Origin of the sequence: Clostridium sp. CM74B_53, from assembly GCF_036318045.1 — a bacterium.
Classification (GTDB): Bacteria; Bacillota; Clostridia; order Lachnospirales; family Lachnospiraceae; genus Pilosibacter.
In genome coordinates this window covers 193,916-219,463 of sequence record NZ_JAWQDE010000006.1, presented here as the reverse complement: position 1 = coordinate 219,463, position 25,548 = coordinate 193,916, and the positions used below count along the sequence as shown (strand labels likewise).

Annotated in this window: 24 protein-coding genes and 1 riboswitch; of the genes, 4 read left to right on the top strand and 20 right to left on the bottom strand. The window is 49.0% G+C overall.

Annotated features, from left to right (window positions below):
• Positions 1-308: transposase (locus V2546_RS07640; RefSeq protein ID WP_329751987.1), on the top strand; the 308-nt coding region annotated here is incomplete at its 5' end.
• Positions 309-542: 234 nt separating this feature from the next.
• On the opposite strand, the gene V2546_RS07635 is transcribed toward V2546_RS07640, so the two are convergent.
• The 10 genes from V2546_RS07635 to V2546_RS07590 form a co-directional block, all read right to left on the bottom strand.
• Positions 543-1,640 (bottom strand): C4-dicarboxylate TRAP transporter substrate-binding protein, encoded by a 1,098-nt coding sequence (locus V2546_RS07635; protein ID WP_329751986.1) that lies wholly within the window; start codon positions 1,638-1,640, stop codon positions 543-545.
• A gap of 43 nt (positions 1,641-1,683) precedes the next feature.
• A complete protein-coding gene (locus V2546_RS07630) occupies positions 1,684-2,484 on the bottom strand; it encodes an SDR family NAD(P)-dependent oxidoreductase (protein WP_329751985.1) in 801 nt (266 codons plus the stop codon).
• 17 nt (positions 2,485-2,501) lie between these two features.
• Positions 2,502-3,725 carry a UxaA family hydrolase gene (locus V2546_RS07625; RefSeq protein WP_215703477.1) on the bottom strand — a complete coding sequence of 408 codons (1,224 nt, stop codon included), beginning with the start codon at positions 3,723-3,725 and terminating at the stop codon, positions 2,502-2,504.
• 12 nt (positions 3,726-3,737) lie between these two features.
• Entirely contained in the window at positions 3,738-4,082 is a 345-nt protein-coding gene (locus V2546_RS07620; RefSeq protein ID WP_346011286.1) for a UxaA family hydrolase, read from the bottom strand.
• 216 nt (positions 4,083-4,298) lie between these two features.
• A complete protein-coding gene (locus tag V2546_RS07615; RefSeq protein WP_329751984.1) occupies positions 4,299-5,015 on the bottom strand; it encodes a GntR family transcriptional regulator in 717 nt (238 codons plus the stop codon).
• Positions 5,016-5,213, bottom strand: coding sequence for a DUF951 domain-containing protein (locus V2546_RS07610; RefSeq protein WP_015552966.1), 198 nt, complete (start codon positions 5,211-5,213; stop codon positions 5,016-5,018).
• Between the two features lie 100 nt (positions 5,214-5,313).
• Positions 5,314-6,303 carry an L-glyceraldehyde 3-phosphate reductase gene (mgrA, locus tag V2546_RS07605; RefSeq protein WP_329751983.1) on the bottom strand — a complete coding sequence of 330 codons (990 nt, stop codon included), beginning with the start codon at positions 6,301-6,303 and terminating at the stop codon, positions 5,314-5,316.
• Positions 6,304-6,453: 150 nt separating this feature from the next.
• On the bottom strand, positions 6,454-7,176 hold the full coding sequence (locus V2546_RS07600; protein WP_329751982.1) for an NAD-dependent protein deacylase: 723 nt from the start codon (positions 7,174-7,176) through the stop codon (positions 6,454-6,456).
• A 105-nt stretch (positions 7,177-7,281) separates the two neighbouring features.
• Positions 7,282-8,307: a GNAT family N-acetyltransferase gene (locus V2546_RS07595; RefSeq protein WP_329751981.1), complete on the bottom strand. Its 1,026-nt coding sequence runs from the start codon at positions 8,305-8,307 to the stop codon at positions 7,282-7,284.
• Positions 8,308-8,310: 3 nt separating this feature from the next.
• Positions 8,311-9,240: a phosphatidylglycerol lysyltransferase domain-containing protein gene (locus V2546_RS07590; RefSeq protein WP_329751980.1), complete on the bottom strand. Its 930-nt coding sequence runs from the start codon at positions 9,238-9,240 to the stop codon at positions 8,311-8,313.
• A gap of 354 nt (positions 9,241-9,594) precedes the next feature.
• Here V2546_RS07590 and V2546_RS07585 point away from each other — a divergent pair, with 354 nt between their 5' ends.
• Both V2546_RS07585 and V2546_RS07580 read left to right on the top strand, forming a co-directional pair.
• Positions 9,595-10,554 (top strand): bifunctional 4-hydroxy-2-oxoglutarate aldolase/2-dehydro-3-deoxy-phosphogluconate aldolase, encoded by a 960-nt coding sequence (locus tag V2546_RS07585; RefSeq protein WP_329751979.1) that lies wholly within the window; start codon positions 9,595-9,597, stop codon positions 10,552-10,554.
• A 120-nt stretch (positions 10,555-10,674) separates the two neighbouring features.
• The gene (locus V2546_RS07580; protein ID WP_021905128.1) at positions 10,675-11,700 is read left to right on the top strand and encodes a sugar kinase; all 1,026 of its coding nucleotides are present in this window, start codon (positions 10,675-10,677) and stop codon (positions 11,698-11,700) included.
• A gap of 223 nt (positions 11,701-11,923) precedes the next feature.
• Here V2546_RS07580 and V2546_RS07575 read toward each other — a convergent pair whose 3' ends face one another.
• The 10 genes from V2546_RS07575 to V2546_RS07530 all read right to left on the bottom strand — a co-directional run bounded on the left by V2546_RS07575 (position 11,924) and on the right by V2546_RS07530 (position 24,014).
• Positions 11,924-12,559 carry a GNAT family N-acetyltransferase gene (locus V2546_RS07575; RefSeq protein ID WP_117468983.1) on the bottom strand — a complete coding sequence of 212 codons (636 nt, stop codon included), beginning with the start codon at positions 12,557-12,559 and terminating at the stop codon, positions 11,924-11,926.
• Positions 12,560-12,561: 2 nt separating this feature from the next.
• On the bottom strand, positions 12,562-14,691 hold the full coding sequence (locus V2546_RS07570; RefSeq protein ID WP_329751978.1) for a M28 family peptidase: 2,130 nt from the start codon (positions 14,689-14,691) through the stop codon (positions 12,562-12,564).
• 113 nt (positions 14,692-14,804) lie between these two features.
• Positions 14,805-15,680 (bottom strand): SseB family protein, encoded by an 876-nt coding sequence (locus tag V2546_RS07565; RefSeq protein ID WP_329751977.1) that lies wholly within the window; start codon positions 15,678-15,680, stop codon positions 14,805-14,807.
• Positions 15,681-15,816: 136 nt separating this feature from the next.
• Positions 15,817-17,199: a L,D-transpeptidase family protein gene (locus V2546_RS07560; RefSeq protein ID WP_329751976.1), complete on the bottom strand. Its 1,383-nt coding sequence runs from the start codon at positions 17,197-17,199 to the stop codon at positions 15,817-15,819.
• Positions 17,200-17,696: 497 nt separating this feature from the next.
• A complete protein-coding gene (locus V2546_RS07555) occupies positions 17,697-18,947 on the bottom strand; it encodes a M20/M25/M40 family metallo-hydrolase (protein ID WP_118531539.1) in 1,251 nt (416 codons plus the stop codon).
• Between the two features lie 242 nt (positions 18,948-19,189).
• Positions 19,190-19,702, bottom strand: coding sequence for a nitroreductase family protein (locus V2546_RS07550; protein WP_118531537.1), 513 nt, complete (start codon positions 19,700-19,702; stop codon positions 19,190-19,192).
• 112 nt (positions 19,703-19,814) lie between these two features.
• Positions 19,815-21,014 (bottom strand): cation:proton antiporter, encoded by a 1,200-nt coding sequence (locus V2546_RS07545; protein ID WP_118531535.1) that lies wholly within the window; start codon positions 21,012-21,014, stop codon positions 19,815-19,817.
• A gap of 271 nt (positions 21,015-21,285) precedes the next feature.
• Positions 21,286-21,359, bottom strand: a riboswitch (Fluoride riboswitch).
• 92 nt (positions 21,360-21,451) lie between these two features.
• Positions 21,452-22,216, bottom strand: coding sequence for an amino acid ABC transporter ATP-binding protein (locus tag V2546_RS07540; protein WP_329751975.1), 765 nt, complete (start codon positions 22,214-22,216; stop codon positions 21,452-21,454).
• 18 nt (positions 22,217-22,234) lie between these two features.
• Entirely contained in the window at positions 22,235-22,894 is a 660-nt protein-coding gene (locus V2546_RS07535; RefSeq protein WP_118297336.1) for an amino acid ABC transporter permease, read from the bottom strand.
• A 256-nt stretch (positions 22,895-23,150) separates the two neighbouring features.
• Positions 23,151-24,014 (bottom strand): amino acid ABC transporter substrate-binding protein, encoded by an 864-nt coding sequence (locus V2546_RS07530; protein ID WP_142410862.1) that lies wholly within the window; start codon positions 24,012-24,014, stop codon positions 23,151-23,153.
• Positions 24,015-24,471: 457 nt separating this feature from the next.
• Here V2546_RS07530 and bsh point away from each other — a divergent pair, with 457 nt between their 5' ends.
• Positions 24,472-25,446: a choloylglycine hydrolase gene (bsh, locus tag V2546_RS07525; protein WP_215703483.1), complete on the top strand. Its 975-nt coding sequence runs from the start codon at positions 24,472-24,474 to the stop codon at positions 25,444-25,446.
• Positions 25,447-25,548: the final 102 nt, after the last annotated feature.

Genomic DNA, 25,548 nt, shown 5'->3' with positions numbered 1-25,548 from the left:
CACCTATGGAAAAGCGCAATAAAGTGCTGATGGTTTCAAAAACAATGAGCCAGAAACGCGCAGAAGATCTGGAACGGATCACAAGTGAGTATGGAACGATGCTCCGTATGAATCGCAGTATTCAGGCCGAAGGTTCTTTTGCTGACGTAAAAGAGGACATGAATTTTCGAAGATATCTGTATCGTGGAAAGGCAAATGCACTGGCAGAGAGCATTCTTCTGGCGATGGGACGAAATATCAATAAGCTTCATTGCAAGATTCAGACCGGAAGAACGGGAAGTTATCTTTTTCCATTAAAAAGGGCATAGATTTTGATAGTTGAAAACAAAACAGCCTGAAATAAGGCATGCCGAAAGGGATGCCTGGGAATGAACTGCGTTTATAAAGAATGGCATCGAAAACGTAACCGATTTCGATGCCATTTGGGCATAAAGCAGGGCTGCCGCCCAGCAAAAAATATTTGCTAATGCGACAGCCCCTTCTTTTTCCGCTCAGAACAAGTGAAAACACGCTTCGCGAGTTTCCCCTTGCTATCGATATTTTTATTCAGCGCCCATAGCCTTCTTGACTGTATCGTAAAGGCCATCGCTCCAGCCAAACTCAGATCCTAAATCGTAGAACGGCTGTGCTTTCTCCTTGAATGCCTTTAATACGTCCTCGGACGGGTCTACAACGGTTACTCCCTCATCTTTCATCTTCTGGAGATAATCTGCATCCGCTGCCTGCTGAACTTCATTATTGTATTCTCCTGCTTCCTTGAAGGAATCGAGAACCCAGCCCTGCTGTTCATCCGTCAGACTATGGAACCAATCTGCAGATACAACCCATGTTGTGAAGTTCTTTACATGTCCATCAAGGATTAAATACTTAGCAACTTCGTGAAGTTTTCTTCCGTACAGAGTTGCAAGCGGGTTCTCCGCACCATCGATCGTCTTTGTCTGAAGAGCCTGATAAACATCGCCAAGTGCCATACCTGTGGAAGTTGCTCCTAAAACATCAAAACCCTTGGACTGAATTTCGTTGGATGGTACACGGATCTTAAGTCCCTTTAAATCATCAACGGTATTGACCGGAACAGTTGTCAGAGTATGACGCTCTCCATAGATCCAGTTGGAGGCAACCAGCTTCAGACCTTTTTCTTCCAGCTTATCGCGCTGCTCTTTGTACCAGTCGGATTCGATCAATGTCCAGCACTGATCCCAGGAATCAAAGAGGAACGGTCCAAATACGATACCGAAATCCGGAACCCCGTAATCTGCATAGAATGCACCATCTGCTACGGTACAAACATTTTCACCCAACAACATGGAGTCGATCAGGGAAGACTTATCGCCCAGCTGTGAATCCGGATAGATCTGGATTTCCATCGTTCCGCCGGATTTTTCCTTCAGAAGTTCCTGTGCTTTTACGATACCCTGTCCGATCGGCTCGGAAATAGAGTTCTCAAATGCGACCTGGAGAACAATTGCATCCGAATTGGAGGTCTCTGCTGCAGTTGTTGCATCTGCTGCCGCTGCGGTTGTCTCTGCTGCCGCTGCAGCTGTTGTTGCGGTTGTAGATGTTCCGCCTCCGCATGCGGTCAGACTGAGTGCTGCCATACTTCCTGCCATTGTGAGTGCTGTGATTTTCTTCAGTTTCATCTCTTCTTCTCCTTTTCTTGATATGTTACAGGGGCAAATCATCTTAGAATCCGATCAGTGCCCCGCCGTCAACCGGAATACATGTACCTGAAATATATCTCGCCGCATCACTGCAAAGGAATGCTGCGCACATACCGACATCCATCGGATCTCCAACACTTTTTGCTGGAATACGCCCCAGGATCTTCGCGAGACGCGGCGGATCATTGTCCACGGCTTTGTGGAACATCGGAGTATCGATCCAGCCAGGTGCGATCGCATTCACTGTGATCCCGTATTCCGCCACCTCCGCTGTCAAGGTATGGATCAGACCAAGATATCCTGCTTTTGCAGTAGAATAGCCACATACCTGCGGCTGTCCAATATAGCTTGTCATGCTGGCCTGGAAAATAATTCTTCCCCAGCCCCGTTCCTTCATCTGCGGGATAAAGGCCTTTGTCAATGCAAATGCACCGACAAGATGAACATCCAGGACATTTTTATAGTCCTCCACGCTCATATCCCAAATATATTTCTTGCAGTGATTTCCGGCATTATTCACCAGAATATCAACCGGTCCCTGTTCTTTCTGAATTCTGTCTGCGATTACCTGTGCATGATCCGTATCTGTGATATCAAACTGGTAGAAAACTGCTTTTCCGCCAAATTCCTTCAGGATCTCATTTCCCTTCTTCTCATCTGTCCGGCTCAATGCGATCACTTTTGCGCCGGCACTGACCAGACATCTTGTGATCGCAAGTCCCAGACCGGTGATTCCTCCCGTCACAACTGCTGTTTTTCCGGAAAGATCATACCATTTCTGCATAGAAAATTCTGTTTTCTGCTGTTCTGTAAAAGCTGCCATGATTTCCTCCAGATCCCCTATATTTCTGTCTTTTCACATTTTCGAAATGCAACTTCTTTTTCCTGATACTTATATGGCACAAAGTATTCCCGATGTCCCAATTCTTCACCTTTAGATAGATTTCCCTTTGCTACCTGTACCACATAATCCATCAGCCGGTCCGCCTGTTCATCCTGTGTACATTCTCCGTACAGAACAGGACTGGCGTCAAAGTCCATATCCCCATTCATTCGTCGGAATGTCTCCCGGTTTCCCGTGATCTTGATGCATGGGCTTACTGCGCTTCCGACAACATTTCCTCTTCCTGTAACTAAAAAGACAATGTGAGCGCCGCAGCTGATCAGATCCATCAGACCTTCCGAGTCATTCGGATTTGTGATCCCGAACTGCATCCAATAGGGATCCGGTGTCGAATCCAAAAGCCAAAGGCCATGTCTTTTCGGCGGGCACGAGACTTTGATCACTCCTTCGATCGGACTGGAACCGCTTTTGATCACCGCTCCCATACTCTTTTCTTCGATCGTCGAGAGACCGCCGGCAAAGTTTCCGGGGCTCACCGAATACTGGCGCACGGATTTACAATACTCCAGTGCCTTGTCGTATGTATACTGGATCTCCTCTTTCGCGGTCTCAGATGCCGCACGGGATGTCAGCAGCCAGTCAAGGCCGACTGCCTCAACGATCTCCTCAAAGATCGCGGTACCTCCGGCTTTTACAAGTTGATCAAAAAGGCGGCCGACTACAACATTTCCGGCAAGTCCGCTCGTATAATCACTTCCGCCGCATTCTGCTCCGATTACCAGATCCTGCAGCGCCATCTGAACTCTCGGAGTATTCTCCAGCTCTTTCAGCGCCTCACGAACCCAGGCGACTCCTTTTTTGATCGACGGAACCGTTCCTCCTTCATCCTGGATCCGGATCCAGGATGAAATTTTTTCTTCCTGAAGTGCGATCTTTTCCAGCCATTCCGGCTGAACATATTCGCATCCGAGTCCAACCGTAAGCACCGCACCTACATTTGGATGACGGATCAGACTGATCAGCATATTTACAGCATACTGATTATCCGTGCAACCATCAAATCCTAAAAGTTCCACTTCCGGATGATGGACTTCATCCACGATTTTCCTTGCAACATGCTCTGCACATTTTACTGTATAGATCACAAGTACACGATTTCTGATCCCTTTTCTGCCGTCTTTTCTCTTATAGCCCATCCAGGAATTTTCTGTGTGATTCATGTCCGTTCTCCATTATTCATAGCGTGTATCTTTCGGCGCTCCTGTATGCACATCAAGGTGGCTGGACCGCTGGTCATAAATGCTGCACATGACATGCAGATGAACCCACGTCCCCTGACGGATATCTTTCGTTGCACGACCGATCACAACCCCATATTTTACGATATTTTCTCCAGCCGCAATATCTGTCAATGCCACCTTATGTCCCGCAGGGATCTCTTCTCTGACTGAAAGCTTTTTTTCCCGGCTGTCGCCAAGAAGTCTTACGGTCCCCGGTTCCAGCACTTTCAGAGCCGTTGCCACATTATCCCGCTCATCAATCTGAAACGCTGTCATTTCATCTTCCATTTTGCTCATCGTCAGAACTCCTTCAGGTCGTTTTTCTGTTACATGTATCAGATAATTTCATCATACTCTCACATTTTGTATTTGTCAATTTGACATATTTACATATTTTTTGTCTACATATTTGGCGATATGCACAAAACAAATGCAGTCAAGCAAAAAGCGACCACGATCGTATATTCCGATCAGCAGTCGCTTTCATTTCTGATTTGTCTCAAAAAATATTTCTTATGGTCTGAATCCGATAGGATCCTGCTCTTTCTTCCGGAGCCAGTCTCCATATGACGCAAACGTGTCAAGAGATCCTTGTTTTGCTTTTCTTAAATGATTTTTCATCTTATCTGCAGCATCTTCATATCGATCTTCAAGAAGAGCATCAATAATCTCCGCATGTTCCGGTTTTGACTGCATCAATCGATTCAGGTCAAGACTTGTAAGAACGCGAAGACGGGTATTCTGATTATAGATCAGCTCCATCGACATCCACATATATGGATTAGGACTGTTCCGAACAATATATTGATGGAATTCATCATCCAGAGTAAACATTTCGGTCAATCGTTTTTCTTTCGCCGCATCCATAACTTTCTCCGGCGTAATATCAGTTTCGAACTTTTTCTTATATTCCCTCAGTTTTTCCTTATCCAGACGGTTTCCATACATCCGGATCACATATGGTTCTACCATGCATCGCATTTCAAACACAGAACTGATATCATTCATATTCACATCCGAGATGCGAATTCCCTTTTTAGGCATGATCACCAGAAGATGTTCCTGTTCCAGCCGGCCCAGAGCGTCTCGAATCGGCGCCCGGCTATATCCCGTATCCTGAAGCAGTAATTCTTCATTCAGGACCTCATTTGGGGCATATTCGCAATATAAGATCTTATTTTTTATGATCCGGTATGCCTGCTGTTTTAGTGTTTCTCTTCCAGTCTCCATTTACTTCACTTCCGTCCCGTCCGGTTTCCGGAGTCCTCTGGTGTTTTTCTCCACCAATCGTCTCGTAACCATCACCATGTGGCCGCAGCCCATGCATTTCAGGCGGAAGTCCGCGCCCACGCGCAGGATCTCCCACTCCTGACTGCCGCACGGATGCGGTTTCTTTAATTTTACAATATCTCCTACTTCATATACCATCGTTCTGTCTCCTGTCTTTTTTCCGTCCCGGACCAGCAGTTACAGTACACGGGCACTCCATGCCCGCGCACTGTAACTGGAAAAAGTAACAACCAGCAGCCTATGCCAGAATTTCGTCAATCCTCTTCAGCTCATCCTCGGAGAAAGCTATATTTTTTAACGCCGCAAGACTATTGTCCAGCTGGGAAACCCGGCTCGCTCCGACCAGGACCGTCGTCACCTCCGGCCGGCGTAAGATCCATGAGATCGCCATCTGCGCCAGTGTCTGACCACGCTCTGCAGCAAATTGATTTAATTGTTTGATTTTTTCTAATTGTTCATCCGAAAGGTATCTCTGTGCGACGGTCGTTCCTGCACGCGAAGCGCGGGAGTCCGCCGGGATCCCCTTCAGATATTTATCCGTCAGCGCACCCTGCGCCAGCGGGGAAAAGCAGATACAGCCGACGCCGTTCTCATCAAGCGCGGAGAGCAGTCCGTCCTCCACCCAGCGCTCCAACAGGTTGTAGCGCGGTTGGTGGATCAGACACGGAGTTCCGTTCTCCTTTAGGATCTTCACCGCTCTTCTCGTCTCTTCCTCTTTATAGTTGGAAAGTCCGACATAAAGTGCTTTTCCGCTGCGGACGATATCACTGAGCGCACCCATTGTCTCCTCAAGAGGCGTCTCCGGGTCCGGTCTGTGGTGGTAAAAAATATCCACATAATCGAGTCCCATGCGTTTCAGGCTCTGGTCAAGACTCGCCATCAGATACTTTCTGGATCCCCAGTTGCCATACGGTCCCGGCCACATATCATAGCCGGCTTTTGTGGAGATCACAAGCTCATCGCGGTATGTACCGAGGCAGTCCTTCAACGCCTGGCCAAAGTTTTTCTCCGCAAGTCCATTCGCCGGATGACCGTAGTTATTCGCGAGGTCAAAGTGTGTGATCCCGCAGTCGAACGCATGACACAGAATCTCCTCCTGGTCTGCGATCGTCTTTTCCAGTCCAAAATTCTGCCACAGTCCCAGCGCGATCCGCGGGAGTTTTAACCCGCTTCTTCCACAGCGCTTATATTCCATCAAATCATAACGATCTTCTGCTGCCTGATACATTCTGTCTCCTCCCCGTCTCCTGCCGGACCATATCTTTTCCTTTCATCGGATGAATCCCTTATGTATGTTTCCGGCTTTTTCTATTCCATCATAAACACCTGCAGTCCCTGTTTTCAGGTCCTTTATTTTTTGTATCCCCGATTTCCGTACTCAGACTCCGACTGCATCCCCGAGCACTTCCCCGATCGGTCCGCTGATCACAAGGTCGGCGCGGCTGTCCATCGGCGTCACCGACTTGTTGATCAGGATCAGCTTATGTCCTCTGTAATAATCGATCAGTCCTGCCGCCGGATATACAGTCAGGGAAGTTCCTCCGATGATCAGAACATCCGCATTTGCGATATAATTTACAGACTTTTCGATCGTCTCCGAATCCAATCCCTCTTCATAGAGCACAACATCCGGCTTGATTGTTCCTCCGCAGGTACATTTCGGCACACCTGTGGAATTTAAGATCGCATCCAGACCGTAAAATTTTCCGCAGCGGGTGCAGTGATTCCGCAGAACCGAACCATGAAGTTCCAGAACTTCTTTGCTTCCCGCCTTCTGATGGAGTCCGTCGATATTCTGCGTTACGACTGCCTTCAGCTTTCCCATCTCCTCGAGCTTTGCCAACGCTTTGTGCGCCCGGTTCGGCTCCGCATTTGGGAACAGCATCTTATTCCGGTAGAACCGGTAAAATTCTTCCGGCTTTCTCATATAGAAGGAATGGCTGAGGATCGTCTCCGGCAGATAATCGTATTCCTGGTTGTACAGTCCGTCTGTACTCCTGAAATCCGGAATATGGCTCTCCGTGGACACACCTGCCCCACCGAAAAATACAATGTTGCTGCTCTCATCCAGCCACTTTTTTAATGTTTCCCGCTCTGTCATGACAGATCTTCTCCTTCCTATTATAAAAGTATTCTCAATCAACCGTTCACAATTTCACATATTCGGCCGATATCACTCCGCACCTGTCCCCCCGTGAGTCCGGTATCACACGACTTCGTCCAGGAACACTCCATGGAACGGCTCGATAAATTCCCCATATGGGATCTTCTTTACCTGAGCCGGCGTCCGGTATCCGAACAACCACTCCGTGAGTTCCGAGATCGTCAGGACCTCCATCTTGCCTTTCGCGATAAACCTGGATTCCTGCGTCATCCTGGAACCATACTTCGTCAGATGCCATAGCCACGCCCCCTGATTCTGAGGAACGAAGAGGTCGTTGATCCCGATCTCCACTGTCACCTCGTCCTGAGGGCAGTCTTCTGAGAGGTGGATATTTGTCACAAACTCCGGCATGCAGACGATCCTCGCCATGATCGCCGGTTTCTGCCCCGCCTCACTCCGGTAGTGCTCTCCGGTATAGAGATAACGCATCTCCCGCTCCTTTAAGCCCCACTCACTCTGCATTCCGATAAACCAGTCGTCGTCGTAGAGCAGTGTGCAGGTTCCGTTCTCGCTGGCAAGTTCTTTCTCCATCCGCTGTAAATATGCCTCATCACGGATCGCAAAGACCTCATATTGCCTCTTTAACCACGCTGTCTGCCATTCCGCAAGATCTGCTCCAAGTGTCTTCAGATCACATGGCTCCCTGTGGATATGGGGATTATATTTGAGGACCCAGCGCGGCTGATCATAAATATACCGGAAATCATACGGGCGGTACAGGGATTCCCTTGCAGGCATCAGAAAGGTAAACGGCATGCGCTCTTCCTGCATATCCCGCAGCATCGCCAGCATGAGACTTCTCATATATCCCTTGTGGCGCTCAGAAACCAGCGTTGAGACACCGACAATGTAATCACAGACCGCCTCATTTCCCCGCATATAGATCCGGTACGGATTCCGGTGGACCATAGACACGATCTCACCGTTTTCCTCCCGTACAAGGACCCGGTTGTCCTTCATCTTTTCCTTAAAATAATAATCACAAAATTCCGTGGAATCTTCCGGGAATGCCTCTCTCCAGAGATCCAGGCATCTTCCCTTTTCTTCTGTCTCCAAATACCGTATCATAGTTTACTCCGCGCTTCCTGCCTGATAATCGAGCTGCTTAATCCGATACTTTCTCGCAAATCCCATCGGCGCATAGGACATCTTTGCCTGTCTGAGCCCCGGAAGACCCATATCGTCCTCACGGTTTACGATCTCCGCGTCCGGGAATTCATGGATCAGGAACTGCTGGTTGATCATCTGGTAAAGACCCCGCATCTCCGGATTTGCCTTTTCAATATGAATGATCGCCATCTTTTCCTTACTGTTATAGCTTCCGATCGAGAACGCCTCTAACTGGTCATCCACATAGATCCCGCCCATGCGGACCGATAACATCGAACAGTTTCTCAGGATCTCATGGATCCCTTCCACTTCATAATCCAGATGTCCCTCGACTTCCTGTCCTTTTCCTTCTCTCCATTTGTCCAGGAATTTCCATACTTCACAGCCGTCGGAACAGCAGAGAGTCCTGTATTCATACCGTCCGTCATATGCCTTCTTAAAGGCGTTCAGGTTATTTTTCTTCTTGTGGAGTGCCTTTCCTGACAGTGTCTTTAACGCCTCAGCGCTGTAAAGATAGTCCTTCGCGTCCGGGAGTTCCGTCACGGAATATCGCTCAGCCGGGAGGTTTAAATAGTCCACAGCTTCCTGATCCGCAAGATAGATCTCCAGCGGCAGATGAAGATTTTCATTGAAATACCGTTCGATCTCATTGAAATAGTGGGACATATCCTCGATCGCGCATACCGGAAGAGACGCATACATCTTGCCCATGATCTTCATCGTCCAGAGAACTGCTCTGTCGTCTCTCTCGCAGAAGTGGACATGATAATAGTCCGCCCAGAGGAAGTTGTCGAGCATCACGCTGTCGCATGTATTGTCGTGGCGTCTTCCGTAATACTTGCTGAGCTTCTCAAAATTCTCAGCGCTCAGCTTATGAAACTGTATATCCATATATTATTATTTTTTCCTTTCTAACCTGCTCATCATCTCTCGCAGCTGTTTTGGCCGGCGTGTTAAATACACAAACCCATCAGGCAGCTGCCTTTTTTACTTTTTATAGTTTACCACACTTCCATTATAAAATGAAGCGATTTGTTTTTCGGCAGTTTTACTCAGAAAATCCAGTAAAATTAGGCTTTTTCGCTATTGACAATTTGAATCGCGTGAGTATAATCTAATTTAGATGATACCGCAATGCGAAACATGGTTCCGCATTATGAAACTCGGTATTAAAACTCAATATGACTTGATTATTGACTAAAACTGAATTTCCTAAATTTATAAAAACAAAAGGAGACAGGAATCATGAACGAAGTTTTAGAGAAGATCCAGAAAATTGGTATCGTTCCGGTTGTAGTTCTGGACGATGCAAAGGACGCAGCACCGCTTGCAAAGGCACTTTGCGAGGGCGGTCTTCCGTGCGCTGAGGTTACATTCCGTACAGCAGCTGCTGAAGAGTCCATCCGTATTATGGCAAAAGAGTTCCCGGATATGTTAGTCGGAGCTGGTACTGTTCTTACAACAGAGCAGGTTGACCGTGCAGTAAACGCAGGCGCAAAATTCATCGTAAGCCCGGGCTTAAATCCGGAAGTTGTTAAATACTGTGTAAATAAAGGAATTCCGGTAACTCCGGGTACTTCCAACCCGAGCGACGTTGAGATGGCTATCTCCCTTGGTCTTGATGTTGTTAAATTCTTCCCGGCTGAGGCTGCTGGCGGAATCAACATGATCAAAGCTATGGCTGCTCCGTACACACAGATGAAATTCATGCCGACAGGCGGAATCAACGCTAAGAACATCAACTCCTATCTTGCATTTGACAAGATCCTTGCTTGCGGCGGAAGCTGGATGGTTAAGAAAGACCTCGTAGCTGCCGGTGAGTTCGATAAGATCCGCGACCTCACAAAGGAAGCTGTTCAGACAATGCTCGGCTTTGAGCTTGCTCACATCGGAATCAACTGCGACAACGAAGCTGAAGCTGAAAAGACTGCTGATGCATTTGACGGTCTGTTCGGATTCACAAAGAAAGTTGGCAACAGCTCTGTATTCGCAGGAAAAGCTGTTGAGGCTATGAAGTCCAAAGGACTTGGCGCAAAGGGTCACATCGCTGTTGCTACAAACTCTGTAGTAAGAGCAAAGAACTACCTTGAGATGATGGGCTACAAGTTCAACGAAGAGTCCGCTAAGTTCAAAGGCGACAAGATGACAGCAATCTATCTCGCAGACGAGATCGGCGGCTTCGCAGTACATCTGGTACAGAAATAAGCTTCATCTTCCGTTATAAAAATCGTAATTTATACCGCGTAACCAGGGACTCTGCTAACCGCTTTCCCTGCTCCGCGCGGTCCATGACTATAAATCATATTAATTTTAAGGAGAATCCTCATGTCCAAGAGAGTTATTACATTTGGTGAAATCATGCTCCGTCTCGCTCCGGAGGGATACTATCGTTTCGTTCAGGCTAACAACTTCGGCGCAACATACGGCGGCGGCGAGGCTAACGTAGCTGTTTCCCTTGCAAACTACGGTTTTGATGCAGCATTCGTTACAAAGCTTCCGAAGCACGAGATCGGCCAGGCAGCTGTAAACGAGTTAAGAAGATACGGCGTTGATACTTCCACTATCACCCGCGGCGGCGACCGTGTAGGTATCTACTTCCTTGAGAAGGGTGCTTCCCAGAGACCGTCCAAGGTTATCTACGACCGTGCACATTCCGCAATCTCCGAGGCAACTCCGGAAGATTTCGACTGGGCTAAGATCTTCGAGGGCGCTGACTGGTTCCACTTCACAGGTATCACACCGGCATTAAACGACACTGTTGCTGCTATCTGCCTTGAAGCATGTAAGAAAGCAAAAGAACTCGGCATCACTGTTTCCTGCGACTTAAACTACAGAAACAAACTCTGGACAAAGGCAAAAGCAGGCGAGGTTATGGGCGAGCTTTGCAAATATGTTGATGTCTGCATCGCAAACGAAGAGGATGCTTCCGATGTATTCGGTATCAAAGCTTCCAACACAGACGTTACAAAGGGCGCTGTAAACCACGAGGGCTACAAGGACGTTGCAAAACAGCTTGCTGACCGTTTCGGTTTCCAGAAGGTTGCTATTACGCTTCGTGAGTCCATCTCCGCTAACGACAACAACTGGTCCGCTATGTTATACGATGGCAAGGACTACTACTTCAGCAAGAAGTACGCTATGCACATCGTTGACCGTGTAGGCGGCGGCGACAGCTTCGGCGGCGGACTGATCTACGCTTGCTTAAGCGACATGGATGCTCAGAGCATCATCGAGTTCGCAGTAGCTGCATCCTGCTTAAAGCACTCCATCGAAGGCGACATGAACATGGTTTCCGTAGACGAAGTTAAGAAATTAGCTGGCGGCGACGGATCCGGACGTGTACAGAGATAATCAAAATCTTTGATCCTGCATCACCTGTATATCGGGTGATGCGATCATGAAATAGTTGCCCAATTTGCCAATAAGGGCAAGTTTATTCCTCAATATATACCATAAAAATAAGGACCTCAGCGGCTGCCAATCGCTGAGGTCCTTGTTTTTTATCTGTTATGAAATTTCCTGACCGTTTCCGGTGCACCGCAGAGCCGCCATGGCCGGATAAGTCCTCTTTAGGTTACTGAATTTCTCTCACCAGGCAATACTGCTTCAGTCCCATGCCTTTCTCCACGATCCCGAACACCTTAAATCCGAAATGCGCGTAGAACGCCACATTCTTCTCATTGTGCGTCTCCAACGAGATCATCATCCGGTGCTCTCCGGCATACCGGATCGCATCATCCATCAGTTTTTCCGCAACCCCGTGATGCTGTACACTCGGACTCACCGCAAGGTAGATGATATGTAAGCGGTTTTCCTGGTGAAGCTGGGCCGTCCAATGGGAGTTTAAGTAGTCGCGGCCCTTGATAAAGTTCCAGAGCGTCTTTAAGCTCTTGTCCTCCTTGATCAGATACTCATCTGTCTTTAAGGACGCCCACGCTTCTGTAAGGTAAAAGCGGACCGGATCATATTCCTCCGCCTCATCGGAGACAACCAGGAGTCCGTTTAACTCCGGGCTATCCGCAAAAATTTCACATGTCTCATAAAACTCGTTCAGATCACACTCAAAAAGTTCCGGCATCAGCCGCTTTCTCGTCTCGGCATCCGGGATCAGAGTCTCATAAAGCGGGTCTCTGGCAAAACATTCTACCAGCATTTTCTGGAGCCGGGGCAGATCTTCTCTCTGTACCCGGTACAATATCTGGCTGTCCATAACTAAAAATCCAACACCTCTTTCGCTTTTTTTAACCCATCCGTCAGGGTATCCACGGCCTGGGTCATATATCTTATGTCATCGTCAAAGCAAGCAAGCTGCTCTTCCTCCATTTTTTTCAGTGCACAAAGCTCTTCCGTCACGTCATGTCCGCCCTCGGCGATCTTCTTTTTGAGACTCTTGACCTCTTTCGAGAGATCCACATGATGGACGATCCGTCCGGCTCCCCACTGCAGCCGGTCTTTTTCCTGGTTCAGGACATATTCCGTAAAATAGTGATATACTTCATCGTCAAACTGGAACGCATACTGATTGTTGTCCACCAGGTACAAGGCGTCAAGAGCCCCTCTGACGTCCTTATTTTCCAGACTGCGCACTGCATCGCCGATATGGCGCAGATTGCTCTGGGCGGCCTCGTGGGGGAACAGGACCTCATCGTGCCAGTTGAGACGGACAAAATAGTCCTGGCATTTGCGGAACAAATACAGGAGCTGCCTCTGAAGCGCAGCATATTTTGTATTTTCCGGACCGGCCAGCTCTCTTTTCTCCGCTTCCGGCATACTGCCGAAAGCAGCTTTGCCGCTCCATCCGGCACTCTTTTCTCCGGTTTCCACATTTCGCAAATTGCATTCATCGTCCCGGGAGATCTCATTAATCTCTTTCACTCTTTTATATACCGCATCCGCGATCTTCTTCGCCTCTGCCGTCCGCTCCAGCAGGATCCTGATGCCCTTTTCATCTTCCCGGCCAGTAACCGGTCTGACGCTCTCCTGGAGCGCCTGAAGCGTCCGTCCGACATTCACCGGAGCTACTTTTACCCGGTCAAACGCCATGACGAGAAGTCCGTAGAGCTCATGGTGAAACTGAAATACATCCGCATTATAATACTCGTCATTATCAAACTGGGAGTGGTAATGTGTCTCCATGAACTCCGCACTGCTGAATTCATTCACCATCGACGGGATTCCTGAGATCGCGACGGAAAAATCATCCGACCAGGTCTCGATCGGGCACTGGACGCCGAGACCTTCCGGGTAGACCTTTTTTGCGTCCACCGGAAACTCTTTTACAAATTCCTTCAGAAAATCCTCATATTCATAGGTAGACCGGATCGCATCCCACGGATTATGCGCATAGGCCGGAAGCTCAAAATTCAGGTCCGCGATCACCTTTCCCTGCCATTCCGGCCGGATCTTAAAGACCTGCTGCCATGCCCCCGTCGACCAGTCGTACTTGGAGTTTTCAATTCCCCACTCTTCCGCCGCCATACAGCAGAATACGATGGTCTTTTCCGGCTGATAGCCGATCCTTAACAGCGTCCTTGCGATCCCGAACATCAGCGCGATCGCACAGTTGTCATCCTGGAATCCGTCAAAATAGGAATCATAGTGGCCGCTGAGCAGGATCATATCGTCCGACTTTCCCGGGATCGTTCCCCATACATTGTAGGCAGGCATATCTTCCTTCACGACAGACTTTGCATCAAACTGCACTGTAATCCGCGGAGTCTCTTTTAACGCAGTCTTCAGGATCTCCGCATCTTTCTTTGACATGGAAAATGCCGGGGCATCCTTTGGGCCCGCGATATCCTGGGCATTGAGCGCCTCGCTGTCGATCTCCGCATAACCGTTATCCTGAACTGCGATCACCGCCGCTGCACCCTTTAAATGAGCCTGATAGACCGGATAGTTGATCCACCACTCATCTCTCTGGTTGATGTCCACCATCACAAGACATCCCGTCACATCCACGCCGTCGTAGTCCGCTTCCTTTCCGCGGCCTGCGTAGACCAGTGGATATTCCTTCCATCCATCCGTCACAAACTCCGTCTGATAGGCACCGAGCTGGAATTCATGTTCCTTTCCATCCCGGTCCGCAAAACGCAGGACTGCCTTCTCGAACTCCCAGGAATCCAGGCAGAGTTCATCTTTATGGATATCTGAAAGCCCGATCCGCTCCATTTCCTCTTTCAGAAATTCCCCGGTATCAAATTCCGCTTTCGATCCCGCTGTACGGTAACCAAGGACCGGATTACTCTTAAACTCCTCCATCTTTTTCGCCAGATGGTAGGAATAACCGATATCCACCGCTTTTAAATATGCTTCTTCGATCTTCCTTCTGTCGCTCTCCACAGCTGTCATCCTCCTCATCCCGCGCAATCACAAACTCCGCCGCATCCTGCGCACTATTCCCAGTGACGCGAACACGCCGGAGTCTGATCCCGTAACAGAACCGTTACTTTTATTTAGTTTTCAGTCTTGTTCTCAGCTTCGGCTTCTTCCTGTGCTCCGGCTCTCTCGCTGTCCGCCTTCACTTCCACCTGAGTTGCCTGGACCTCTTCCGGTGTGCCTGCCTGTGCAGCCGCTTCCGGATTCGGCACGGTACGCCTTGTGATCGGCATCTGAAGGTTTACGCCGAACGGGTTTACAACAACGCCCTTTGCCTCTTTTACGAGGATGCTCGGGATCTTGTTCGCTGTAACCGCGATCGCCTTAAACTGGTTTTTCGCATTGAATTTGCCGAACTCGATGATATCTGTAAAGATCGGCTGGTACGCATCGCCGTTTTTCTGTTTTAATAACGGAACGCCGCTGCCTTCCTGGAATGCGGTAATGTAGGTTCCCTTGGTGAAGTCCGCAAGGATCTCCTCCTGCATTTCCTTTAATTCTTCCGGCATTGTCTCAAATTTCTGTCTGCGGAGCTCCTGCATGAAGTACAGGGCTGTCAGATGAAGGCTCGGATTCTCGATCCATGTCTTCTTCTCGTCTTCCGGAGCATCCGGCTTATTCTGGCCAGGACGGCTTACGAGTTCCGGAAGCTGGATCCGGCATTCGCTATCCATGTACTGGTCCACCATCAGGCAGTTCACGCCCATCGTGTAAAGGTTTCCGTAGAAGTGGAGCATCTGGTTCGCATCCACTTTTGCGATCTGTACCGGGATCTTTTCTTCAACCAGGCGCTTACCTTCGCGCTTAACATCTTCCTCCGTGAAGTAGATCAGGACTTCATCATCAAATGTCTCCTTGTCGCATACCACATACGGCATTCTTGTGCACAGAGACATGATCACATAGATCTCCTTCGCGTTTCTTAACTGATTTAAAACCTGCTGTTTATCCATTTTTGTTTTCCCTTCCGGTGTTTTCATTCCTGCTGTTTATCCCAACAGTTTTCTATTATTTTTTCGAATTCCAGATGCGCAGGATCCGCTTTCTCAGTTCAAACCCCACTCACTCTCTCATACTCTGCAAATTTCCCTAGTTACAGCAGATAATCGGAATTCCCTTATACGCATTCTCATAGACCTGCGCTGCTACTTTCGGCGGCAGATTGATGCAGCCATGAGAACCATTTGTCTGGTAGATCGTACCGCCGAACTTGCTTCTCCAGTTCGCATCATGAAGTCCGATCCCGCCGTTGAACGGCATCCAGTATTTTACAGGAGTCGCGTAATCTTCTCCCTTTAATACGCGGTCTGTCTGCTTATAATACAGCTCAAACAGTCCCGGAGGCGTCGTATAATTCTTTGACACGTTTCCGGATACGAACGGGCTGTCGATGATCACTTTTCCGTCCTTATAGAAATAGAGATGCTGGGTCGCAAGATCCACCTCGATATAGGTCTGTCCGAAGTCATATCCGTCGTGGGTCGCACCGCGGCTCTCGTAGATCGGTTCCCGATCGGTCGTCTGGCATGCTTTCACAGCCGCTACCAGCGCATCCGTCTCTGCAGCCTGATTGATCTTCCAGCCGTATTTTCCATATACGACAACATCGCGGCCGGATGTCGTCTTATATTTGTGGTTTCCGTAAGTGTCATACTTATCCGCTAAAGATTTCACATATGCAGCGGCTTTCTCACGGTCCACCTGAATCTCATTTCCATTTGTCCCGGTCACCCATTTTGCCAGCTCCATACCATCCAGAGTCTCTTTCTTTGAACCGAAATCATAAGTGATCTTGATGTCCTTATACGCATTTAAGGTCGCACAGAGCTGTACCAGGGCTGCGTCATCTGACTTCACCGTGACTTTTTTGTAGCAGTCATGATCTGTCAGTTTGATCTGCTTTTTCTGGTTTAAAAGCGCATCCTTGACAGCTGCTTTCAGCTTGTCCATATCAAGCTCATTTCCCTGAACTTCCGGAACGATCGTAAACGGTTTTCCTTCCTCATAAGCAGAGATATACGCATTCGAGGTCGGTGTTGCCGCCGTTACACAGTGCAGATTTGCAAGCGCTGCGGCAAGCTTCTCATCGTCGACCGTCGCCTTCACAGTCACGGTATAACTCTGGTCAGAGCCCGGTCCTGTCTTTCTTCCTGCGTCATTCTGCTCCTTTAAAATATCATCAACGCTGCCGGTGACATCCAGATGATATCCAACATCTGTTCCCTTTAAGGTCTCCAGATTTCCGTCCGCGTCCTGTATTTTAATCTCGTAATGCTCGTTGAAGTAGCCTTCAAGATAGCCTTTCGCCTGTGTCGCTGTCTGCTTTGACACATCTACCGCATTGATCGTTGTGCCGCGCACAAACTTGGCCATGTCCGTATCAACAACAGCCGCCATTGCAGGAAACGCTGTTCCCACCGCCAGCATACCGATCACAGCGCCGATCGGAAGAAGCATTCTTAATTTTTTCATGTTTCTGTCCTGCCTTTATTATTTTTACAATTGGGCTTATGCATCTTTTCGGATAAAAGCGCTTATGCAAGCAAGCTTGCTTGAGCATCCTGCAACGGGGCGGATTGCTCTCTTCTTGAATGCCTGCGGCCTTCAAGAAGCTCCGGGCGTCGCCCTTATGCAGCTTTTCACCCAGAATTGCTTATGCAAGCAAGCTTGCAACACAATTCCGGGTAAAAATCTGCGCAATCCCAACTGTTACCATCTATTGTAGCTAACCAATAAGAGGGTGTCAAGGTGATTATTTCTTGCTTTTTCCTTGCTTTTCTACGGCAAAAGTGCGGCTCTAAAGTTCATTCCGTATTGCAGAACAAATCCCTGGATTTCCTGTTCCGCAAAAACGAAACGCAGGTCCGTCCATATAGGACAAACCTGCGCTGTTTCGATCAGAATATAACAATTCCGTACCTTTTTCTGACATTCTTATGTAACTGCGAGAGTACTGAACAGTTACGATCTTATTTCTCGATGATACTTTCCACTACATCCGTTCCTGCGCAGAGAAGTGCCAGGAGCAGTGTCTGCTGGCAGCCCTTATAAGCTCCCTCGACTTTAAACTGCTCAGACAGCATATGCGCATGGATATCGTAATCTGCGCCCATTCCGAGGCAGACGGCCGGAAGTCCTGCTTCCAGTGCACGGTTGCAGTTTGTAGAACCGCCGTTTCCGAGCTTCGGCTCCGCACATCCAAGGTACTCTGCTGCCGCCATCGCGCCCTCTACGATCGGTGCATGCGGATCCTGGTGGCCGGCATTGACATCACAGATATGTTTTACGTCATATGTGATGGTGTCCATACCCCAGCGCTCGGTCTCCTCTTTGCATGCCTCATCGATTGCATCAAAGATCTTCTTGCGAAGTTTCTCGAGTTCTTCCTGGGAGTTGGAGCGGAAGTTGAAGCGGATCTGTGCGACCGGAACGATCGCATGGACAGCCTCAAAGCTGCCTGCCTGCATCGTTGTAACCGCAAACGTGGTCATCGGCTCCTTCGGAACCTGGATCTCAGCGATCTTTGCGATCGCGCGTCCTGCCGCATGGATCGGGTTCGCAACCTTTGCAAAAGCTCCGCATGCATGTCCGCCGACGCCATGGAAATTGATCTCATATGTCTGGATTCCGGTTGCCTCGTAGGTGATCTCCTCAAATCCCGGTCCGTCAACGGAGATGCTGGCATCCAGCTCCGGATGATGGTTTACATAATATTGCATTCCCTTTAAAGCGCCGGTTCCTTCCTCCTGGACAGTTCCGACGAACTGGATATCTCCCTTTGTCTGGATTCCGGCTGCGTTCAGCGCACGGATTGTTGAGAGGACCGTCGCACATCCTCTTGTGTCATCCACGATGCCCGGGCACTTGATAAAACCGTCTTCACGGACGATCTCAAGCTTCGTGTCAAGCGGGAATACCGTATCCATGTGGCCTTCCACAAGGACTGTCTTTCCGCCGCCGGTACCTTTCCGGATACCAACGCAGTTGCCGTACTCGTCGATATGGCAGTCGGTGAGTCCTTCTTCCTTAAACATCTCAAGAAGTCTCGCAGCTTTCTTCTGCTCATGGTTTGTCGGAGCCGGGATCAGTGTCAGCTCGATCTGTTTGTCGATCACGGTATCCTGGTCCTCTTCCATGAACTGTAACGCTTTCTGGACCTTTGCATCCTTTGTCAGGGTGTCAAATTTCTTCTGAACCTTTTCGGAAACTTTGTATTCCATATCTGTGTTCCTCCATTTTTTGAATGTCCTGCCGTGTGCACACACGGGCAGTCGTTCGATGCTGTCTGCCAGTGTACCACAAAAAGCTCCGCATGCGTATTTTTTATACGTACAAAAGTTTTCTTCACGCGCACACGCAGGTGAACAGGCAGGTCTGTCACTTTTCACCCTGACAGACCTGTTTTCCTTCGTATTCTTATTCTAATGCCATTCTGCAATTCTGCGAATCCCGGACATCAGAACTACAGGCGAACCACCATCTCATCGATCGGCATTCTATCTGCGTGAAGTCTTGACGGATGTGCCGTCTCCGCCGGATAACCGAGCGGGAGCATCGCTGTCGCAACGAGTCCCTTCATCTCCGAGAATGTCTCATGAAGCTTTTCCTGGCTGAACATGCCGACATAGCAGGTTCCAAGACCGAGATCCGCAGCCTGCAGCATCATCTGGGTCGCTGCGATCGTTGCGTCGATCTCGCCATGATTCTTCATATCGCCCTCACGGTTCCATGCCTTCGCCGGATCATAAGCGACAACCAGGATCACCGGCGGGTGGAACTTGCACGCGGTGCACTCTTCCGCTTTTTCCAGTGCCTCTTTGCTCTGCATCACGAGAATTCGCTGCGGCTGAAGGTTATGAGCCGTCGGTGCATTGTGGCCTGCCTCCAGAACCTTCTCCAGCTTTTCTGCTTCGACCGGACGGTCGCTGAACTTTCTAAGCGAATATCTCTCTGCACATAATTTTTCGAAATCCATTGTTCTCCTCCTTTCAGTTTCTGAACATCTATTTTCCTACTATCTTTGTGCCATTCATTATATCTCATCATTCCCGTTTTGTGAACCCTGAAATGTTCTCTAGATGTTTTTACTATTCCTGTCTTTTTAACAGTCTCCGATACGTCACATCCATCCCGATCGCCCCGAGCGGCGCCGTGATCAGGATCGCGAGAACCGCCACTGAGAGAACAATCTGTCCGCAGGAAAGCCCCATCGCCATCGGAACAGAACCGATCGCCGCCTGGACTGTTGCCTTCGGCAGATACGCGATCACGGTAAACAGGCGCTCTTTCTTGTTCAGCGCGGTTCCCGCCATGCACACGCAGACTCCGGCTGCCCGGAAAATAAGTGCAAGCAGGATCATCACCACAGCCGCGCCTCCTGCAGTCGCCGTATACCGGATATCCACTGCAGCGCCGACCATCACAAACAGGACTACCTCCGCTGCGATCCAGAGTTTTCCAAACTTCTCTGAGAGTCTTCCGGAAACTGATTTCGGACATTTCATTTTGAGGACGCATGCCATGCTGACAACCGCAAGAAGTCCGGAGACGGAGACATACGGTTTTGCCCATGTTTCCACCGCCATCAGGAGAAACGAAAGCCCGAGGACCACAATGACTTTCATGCTGTTTCTCACATAATGTTCCTTCGCATAAGCAGTCTCAAAGAAAAGGCTGAGAAGATACCCGACAGCAGCGCCCAGCAGGATTCCGAGCACAATGGACACCGGAATATTCAAAAACTGTGTAAAATCTGCCGTTCCTCCCTGTGCCATGCCGGCAAATGTGGAAAACAGGACGATCACGAAGATATCGTCGCACGATGCCCCAGCCAGGATCATCTGCGGGATACTCTTTTCCGTTCCATATCTATTTTCCATCAGCTGTACCATCCGCGGCACAACGACCGCCGGGGAAACAGCCGCGAGGACCGCACCCATGACAGCAGACTCAATTCTCGTTATCCCCAGGATCATCGGAGCGCAGAGAAGATATCCACAGATTTCAAAACTCGCCGGTACAAAAGCCATCATGACGGCCGGACGCCCGACTTTCTTCAGATCCGCAAGGTTCAGGGAAAGTCCCGCCTTTAACAGGATGATGATCAGCGCGATCTGGCGAAGTTCCGAGGAGATCGATAAGATCTTATCATCGAGAAGTCCCAGGACATGCGGTCCCAGGATGATGCCGGTAAACAGCATTCCGATAATGCGCGGCAGGTGAAGATATCCGCAGATCGCCGCCGCGGAAAGTCCCACCAGAAAGATCAGTGCAAGTGATGTCAACATAATTTTTCTCCTTTTTTCTGCAAAAACGTGCCTTCCACAATTCTGCTTTTATTTGGGAAACTGTTACTCAAAATTCCATTTTTAAAGTTCCTATTCCATACGAAACGATTGCTCCCAATTTTATTAATGAGAAAATATTTTCCCGAAAAAATGTGCCTTTTTGCGCGGCAGGAAGTTCCATCGGAATTTCCTGCTGCACAAAAAAAAGAGCTGACTCTCCTGTGACTTAAGCCCCGCAGCACACGCTAAAAAGCGCCGTCCCGGACAGCCCGTCATCACAGAAGTCATCAGCTCATCATAAGCGGTTCTGGTTTCCCATGGGAGAACTTCATTCCCGTCGAAAATTATACAATACCTATCTCCGGTTGTAAATCATATTTTTCAGTTTTTCCTATAGGTGGGTTTTCCCGATGTTTCACATTCCCGATCGCAAGGTCCTACAGGATCTCCCCATATCTTCCGAGGAAACTCTTCATTCTCTCATTGTCAGAGGAGAATACCTTCTCCGGCGTTCCTTCTTCCACGATCACTCCGCCTTCCATGAAGATCACGCGGTGGGAGATATCTCTCGCAAACGCCATCTCGTGGGTGACGATCACCATGGCGATATTTAAATCTGCCAGGGAACGGATCACCTTCAGCACCTCCGCCGTCAGCTCCGGATCGAGCGCAGAGGTCGGCTCATCGAAGAACAGGATCTTCGGGTTCAGCGCCAGGGCTCTTGCGATCGCCACACGCTGGCACTGTCCGCCGGACAGCTGGCACGGATAATAATCTTCTTTGTCCGACAGACCCATCTTCTTTAAAAGCTCTCTCGCTTCCTTATATACAATCTCCTTATCGCGCTTCTGAACATGGATCGGTGCGTCCGTGATGTTCTTTAAGACCGAATAATGCGGGAACAGGTTAAAGTTCTGGAATACGAGGCCATACTGGCTCCGGATCTCCTTCATTTCCTTTTTGTCCGCATAAACGACACGTCCGTCCTTGTCTGTCCATGCAGCCTTTTTCCCAAGATAGACGATCTCGCCGCCATCCATTTTTTCTAACATCGTCGCACAGCGAAGCAGCGTTGATTTTCCGGATCCGGATGGTCCGATGATGGATACGATCTCGCCCTCACCGATGCTGATGGAGATATCTTTCAGCACGGATAAATTTTCAAATGATTTTTCCACATGATTTAATTCTAACAGATTCATGATCCGAACACCTCCATCCTACCGGTAATAATCCAGTTTCTTCTCGATCCACTCCATAACGACCGCCACGATCAGGTTGAACACATAATAGAAGATTCCGGCTGCCACAAACGGGATCATGTTTGTCTGGGAAGCCGCCAGCGCCTTCGCGATCGAGAACATCTCGGCAACGCTCAGCGTGAACGCCAGAGAAGTATCCTTCACAAGTGTGATAACCTCATTCGTGATCGACGGCAGGATCCGCTTGATGACCTGCGGCAGAATGATCTTGAAAAATGTCTGTGCTTTATTGTAGCCCAGGATCTGTGCTGCCTCATACTGTCCCACCGGCATGGACTGGATGCCGCTGCGGTAGATTTCCGCAAAATACGCGGCGTAGTTGATCACAAAGCCGATGAATGTCGCTGTCAGACGATAGCTGCTCCCGACTTTGATATGGAACAGATAGTATGGTCCGAAATAAACGACCATCAGCTGCAGCATTAACGGAGTTCCACGCATGATCGAGATATAAAATTTTACGATCATGCTGATCACGCGGTTTTTCGACATGCGCCCGAACGCTACAACAAGTCCGAGCGGCAGGGAGAACAGCAGCGTGATCACAAAGATCTGCGTACTGATCAGCATACCGCTTCCGAGCTGAGCGATCATCTGCCCGATTGTCATTTTACCCATACGATCTTACCTGCTTTCCTTCATGGTTTCACGGTCCATATCATCTGACCGTGCTTTTGTAAAGTTTCTTTTTAAACAAGACAAATTACGGGAACTGTCAACCGGTTCCCGTAATCTGAGTCCTGCATTCATTTTATATGATATTGACATATGTGTCAAATATCATTTATTTATGCGAACAACGAGCCAAAGTCCGCGCTTACGCGGGACCTTGGCGACTGTCGCGATAACAAGGGGAAACTCGCAAAGCGTGTTTTTACTTGTTTCCGATCGTTGTAACGTCCTCACCGAACCACTCATCAGAGATCTTTGCAAGTGTTCCGTCTGCTGCCATCTCCTCTAAAGTTGCCTGAACCTTGTCTCTTAACTCTGTGTTGCCTTTCTTGAAGCCAACACCGTACTCTTCCTCGGAAAGGGAATCGTCAAGGATCTTGAAATCTGCGTTTCTCTGTTTGATCTGATATCCTGCAACGATAACGTCCATCGCTACGGCATCAACAGCGCCCTGTTCCAGATCCATGAACGCTGTGTTGTAATCAGCCGTTGTTAAAAGCTGTCCGAAGGTGTTTGTGAGGTCCGGATTTTCCTTTAATGCTGCCTCAGCGGAAGAATCTGCCTGTACCTCCACATTCTTTCCGGCGAGATCAGCCTGGCTCTTGATATCAGAATCGTTTGCTACAATGAATACCTGCTTGTTTGCCATATACGGCTCAGTCCATGTGTAATCATCCTCACGGCCTGTGATCGTGAATCCGTTCCAGATGCAGTCGATATTTCCAGACTCAAGCTCCATATCCTTGGAGTCCCAGGCGATCGGCTGTGCCTTGTACTCTAAGCCAAGACGTTTTGCAACTTCCTTTGCAAGGTCAAGGTCGAATCCTGTGTACTCTCCATCATCACCAACGAATCCCATTGGCGGGAAATCCTGGTCAAAACCAACGATCAGTGTGCCGCCTGCTGTCTTTGTCTCCTCTGCTGCGGATGTATCAGCTGCGGTTGTCTCCTCTTTGGACTCAGCAGATGTCTCTGCTGCGGTTGTCTCTGTCTTTGCTCCTCCGCATGCTGCGAGAGAAAGTACCATTGCGGATGCCATAACTGCGCTTAATAATCTTTTCTTCATAATAATTGTCCTCCTCATATCTGCCTGCCCTTGATCAGGCGGTTTCCGTTGACTTTTTTCCTATCCTAAAACCGAATGTCGCGTTTTTATTCGATTTTGTTTCTCTGTTTTCATCGTGTTATCATGTTACCATACTAAAGTGTTTTTGTAAAGCTCTTTTTAATGAATTTTTTCAGGGAATGCGGTATACTGTTACAGTACGGGCATTCTTTGTCCACACGTGCAGCCGCTTTTGCCGTCATTTCGCGTTCGAGTCCAGGCGGATCAGCAGCTGCAGACGATTTCTTACTGATTCGAAACTCATTTCAGAAGACATGCAGTCCATTCTGCACCTTTGGCAGACAGTTCGGTATCTGTCCGGGCATCTGTGCAGTCTTCTATTGGCAATTCGTAACTGCTCAGTACCCTCACAGTTACGACAGTTCTTTGTTCACAACAGGAATGGAGGTTTTCTCTTATGTGTACAGCAGCAACTTACAAAACAAAAGGATTTTACTTCGGACGAACCTTAGACTATGAATTTTCCTATGGAGAAGAGATCACGATCACCCCGCGCAATTACCCGATCCCGTTCCGCCATATGGGCACGCACGACTCCCACTATGCGATCATCGGCATGGCACATATCGCCGGGGATTATCCGTTATATTACGATGCCATGAACGAAAAAGGGCTCGGCATGGCCGGACTCAACTTTGTCGGCAATGCGGCATATGCGGATATGAAAGACGGGGTTGAAAATGTCGCCCAGTTCGAATTTATTCCGTGGATCTTAAGCCAGTGCGCGACCGTCAGCGAGGCGAAAGAAAAACTCGCCGTTATGAACCTTGTCGGGACCCCGTTTAATCCCCAGCTGCCGGCGGCCAGCCTTCACTGGATCATCGCAGACAAAGACGAGGCGATCGTTGTCGAGTCCATGAAAGACGGACTCCATGTTCATGACGATCCGGTCGGAGTTCTGACAAACAATCCGCCGTTTGATATGCAGATGTTCCATTTAAATAATTACCTCAGTCTCTCCCCGCGCCAGCCGGAGAACCACTTCGCGCCGGATGCACCGCTTTCCACCTACAGCCGCGGCATGGGTGCCCTCGGACTCCCGGGCGATCTCTCCTCCCAGTCCCGCTTTGCGCGTGTGGCGTTTACCCGTGCACACTCTGTCTCCGGTGACAGCGAGGAAGAAAGCGTCAGCCAGTTTTTCCACATTTTAGGGTCTGTGGACCAGCAGCGCGGATGCTGTGAGGTCGCGGAAGGAAAGTATGAGATCACGATCTACACCTCCTGCTGCAGCGCGGAGACCGGAACCTATTACTATACAACTTATGAAAATCATCAGATCACGGCGGTGGATATGAACAAGGAAAATCTTGATTCCGGGAAGCTGATCCGCTACCCGATCATTTTAAAGGGCGAAATTCGAAGACAGAATTAGAGCTCTCAGCTCTCAGCTCTCAGCTCTCAGCTCTCAGCGTGATTTTAGGCGGCCATTGCCAAAATATCAATGCAACAGCACCTGACTGAAGCATTTTTACAA

Bases quoted from the DNA above. Each gene is read 5' to 3' on its own strand.
- V2546_RS07635 (WP_329751986.1), bottom strand. From the start codon at position 1,640: ATGAAACTGAAGAAAATCACAGCACTCACAATGGCAGGAAGTATGGCA.
- V2546_RS07630 (WP_329751985.1), bottom strand. From the start codon at position 2,484: ATGGCAGCTTTTACAGAACAGCAGAAAACAGAATTTTCTATGCAGAAA.
- V2546_RS07625 (WP_215703477.1), bottom strand. From the start codon at position 3,725: ATGAATCACACAGAAAATTCCTGGATGGGCTATAAGAGAAAAGACGGC.
- V2546_RS07620 (WP_346011286.1), bottom strand. From the start codon at position 4,082: ATGAGCAAAATGGAAGATGAAATGACAGCGTTTCAGATTGATGAGCGG.
- V2546_RS07615 (WP_329751984.1), bottom strand. From the start codon at position 5,015: ATGGAGACTGGAAGAGAAACACTAAAACAGCAGGCATACCGGATCATA.
- V2546_RS07610 (WP_015552966.1), bottom strand. From the start codon at position 5,213: ATGGTATATGAAGTAGGAGATATTGTAAAATTAAAGAAACCGCATCCG.
- mgrA (WP_329751983.1), bottom strand. From the start codon at position 6,303: ATGTATCAGGCAGCAGAAGATCGTTATGATTTGATGGAATATAAGCGC.
- V2546_RS07600 (WP_329751982.1), bottom strand. From the start codon at position 7,176: ATGACAGAGCGGGAAACATTAAAAAAGTGGCTGGATGAGAGCAGCAAC.
- V2546_RS07595 (WP_329751981.1), bottom strand. From the start codon at position 8,307: ATGATACGGTATTTGGAGACAGAAGAAAAGGGAAGATGCCTGGATCTC.
- V2546_RS07590 (WP_329751980.1), bottom strand. From the start codon at position 9,240: ATGGATATACAGTTTCATAAGCTGAGCGCTGAGAATTTTGAGAAGCTC.
- V2546_RS07585 (WP_329751979.1), top strand. From the start codon at position 9,595: ATGAACGAAGTTTTAGAGAAGATCCAGAAAATTGGTATCGTTCCGGTT.
- V2546_RS07580 (WP_021905128.1), top strand. From the start codon at position 10,675: ATGTCCAAGAGAGTTATTACATTTGGTGAAATCATGCTCCGTCTCGCT.
- V2546_RS07575 (WP_117468983.1), bottom strand. From the start codon at position 12,559: ATGGACAGCCAGATATTGTACCGGGTACAGAGAGAAGATCTGCCCCGG.
- V2546_RS07565 (WP_329751977.1), bottom strand. From the start codon at position 15,680: ATGGATAAACAGCAGGTTTTAAATCAGTTAAGAAACGCGAAGGAGATC.
- V2546_RS07560 (WP_329751976.1), bottom strand. From the start codon at position 17,199: ATGAAAAAATTAAGAATGCTTCTTCCGATCGGCGCTGTGATCGGTATG.
- V2546_RS07555 (WP_118531539.1), bottom strand. From the start codon at position 18,947: ATGGAATACAAAGTTTCCGAAAAGGTTCAGAAGAAATTTGACACCCTG.
- V2546_RS07550 (WP_118531537.1), bottom strand. From the start codon at position 19,702: ATGGATTTCGAAAAATTATGTGCAGAGAGATATTCGCTTAGAAAGTTC.
- V2546_RS07545 (WP_118531535.1), bottom strand. From the start codon at position 21,014: ATGTTGACATCACTTGCACTGATCTTTCTGGTGGGACTTTCCGCGGCG.
- V2546_RS07540 (WP_329751975.1), bottom strand. From the start codon at position 22,216: ATGAATCTGTTAGAATTAAATCATGTGGAAAAATCATTTGAAAATTTA.
- V2546_RS07535 (WP_118297336.1), bottom strand. From the start codon at position 22,894: ATGGGTAAAATGACAATCGGGCAGATGATCGCTCAGCTCGGAAGCGGT.
- V2546_RS07530 (WP_142410862.1), bottom strand. From the start codon at position 24,014: ATGAAGAAAAGATTATTAAGCGCAGTTATGGCATCCGCAATGGTACTT.
- bsh (WP_215703483.1), top strand. From the start codon at position 24,472: ATGTGTACAGCAGCAACTTACAAAACAAAAGGATTTTACTTCGGACGA.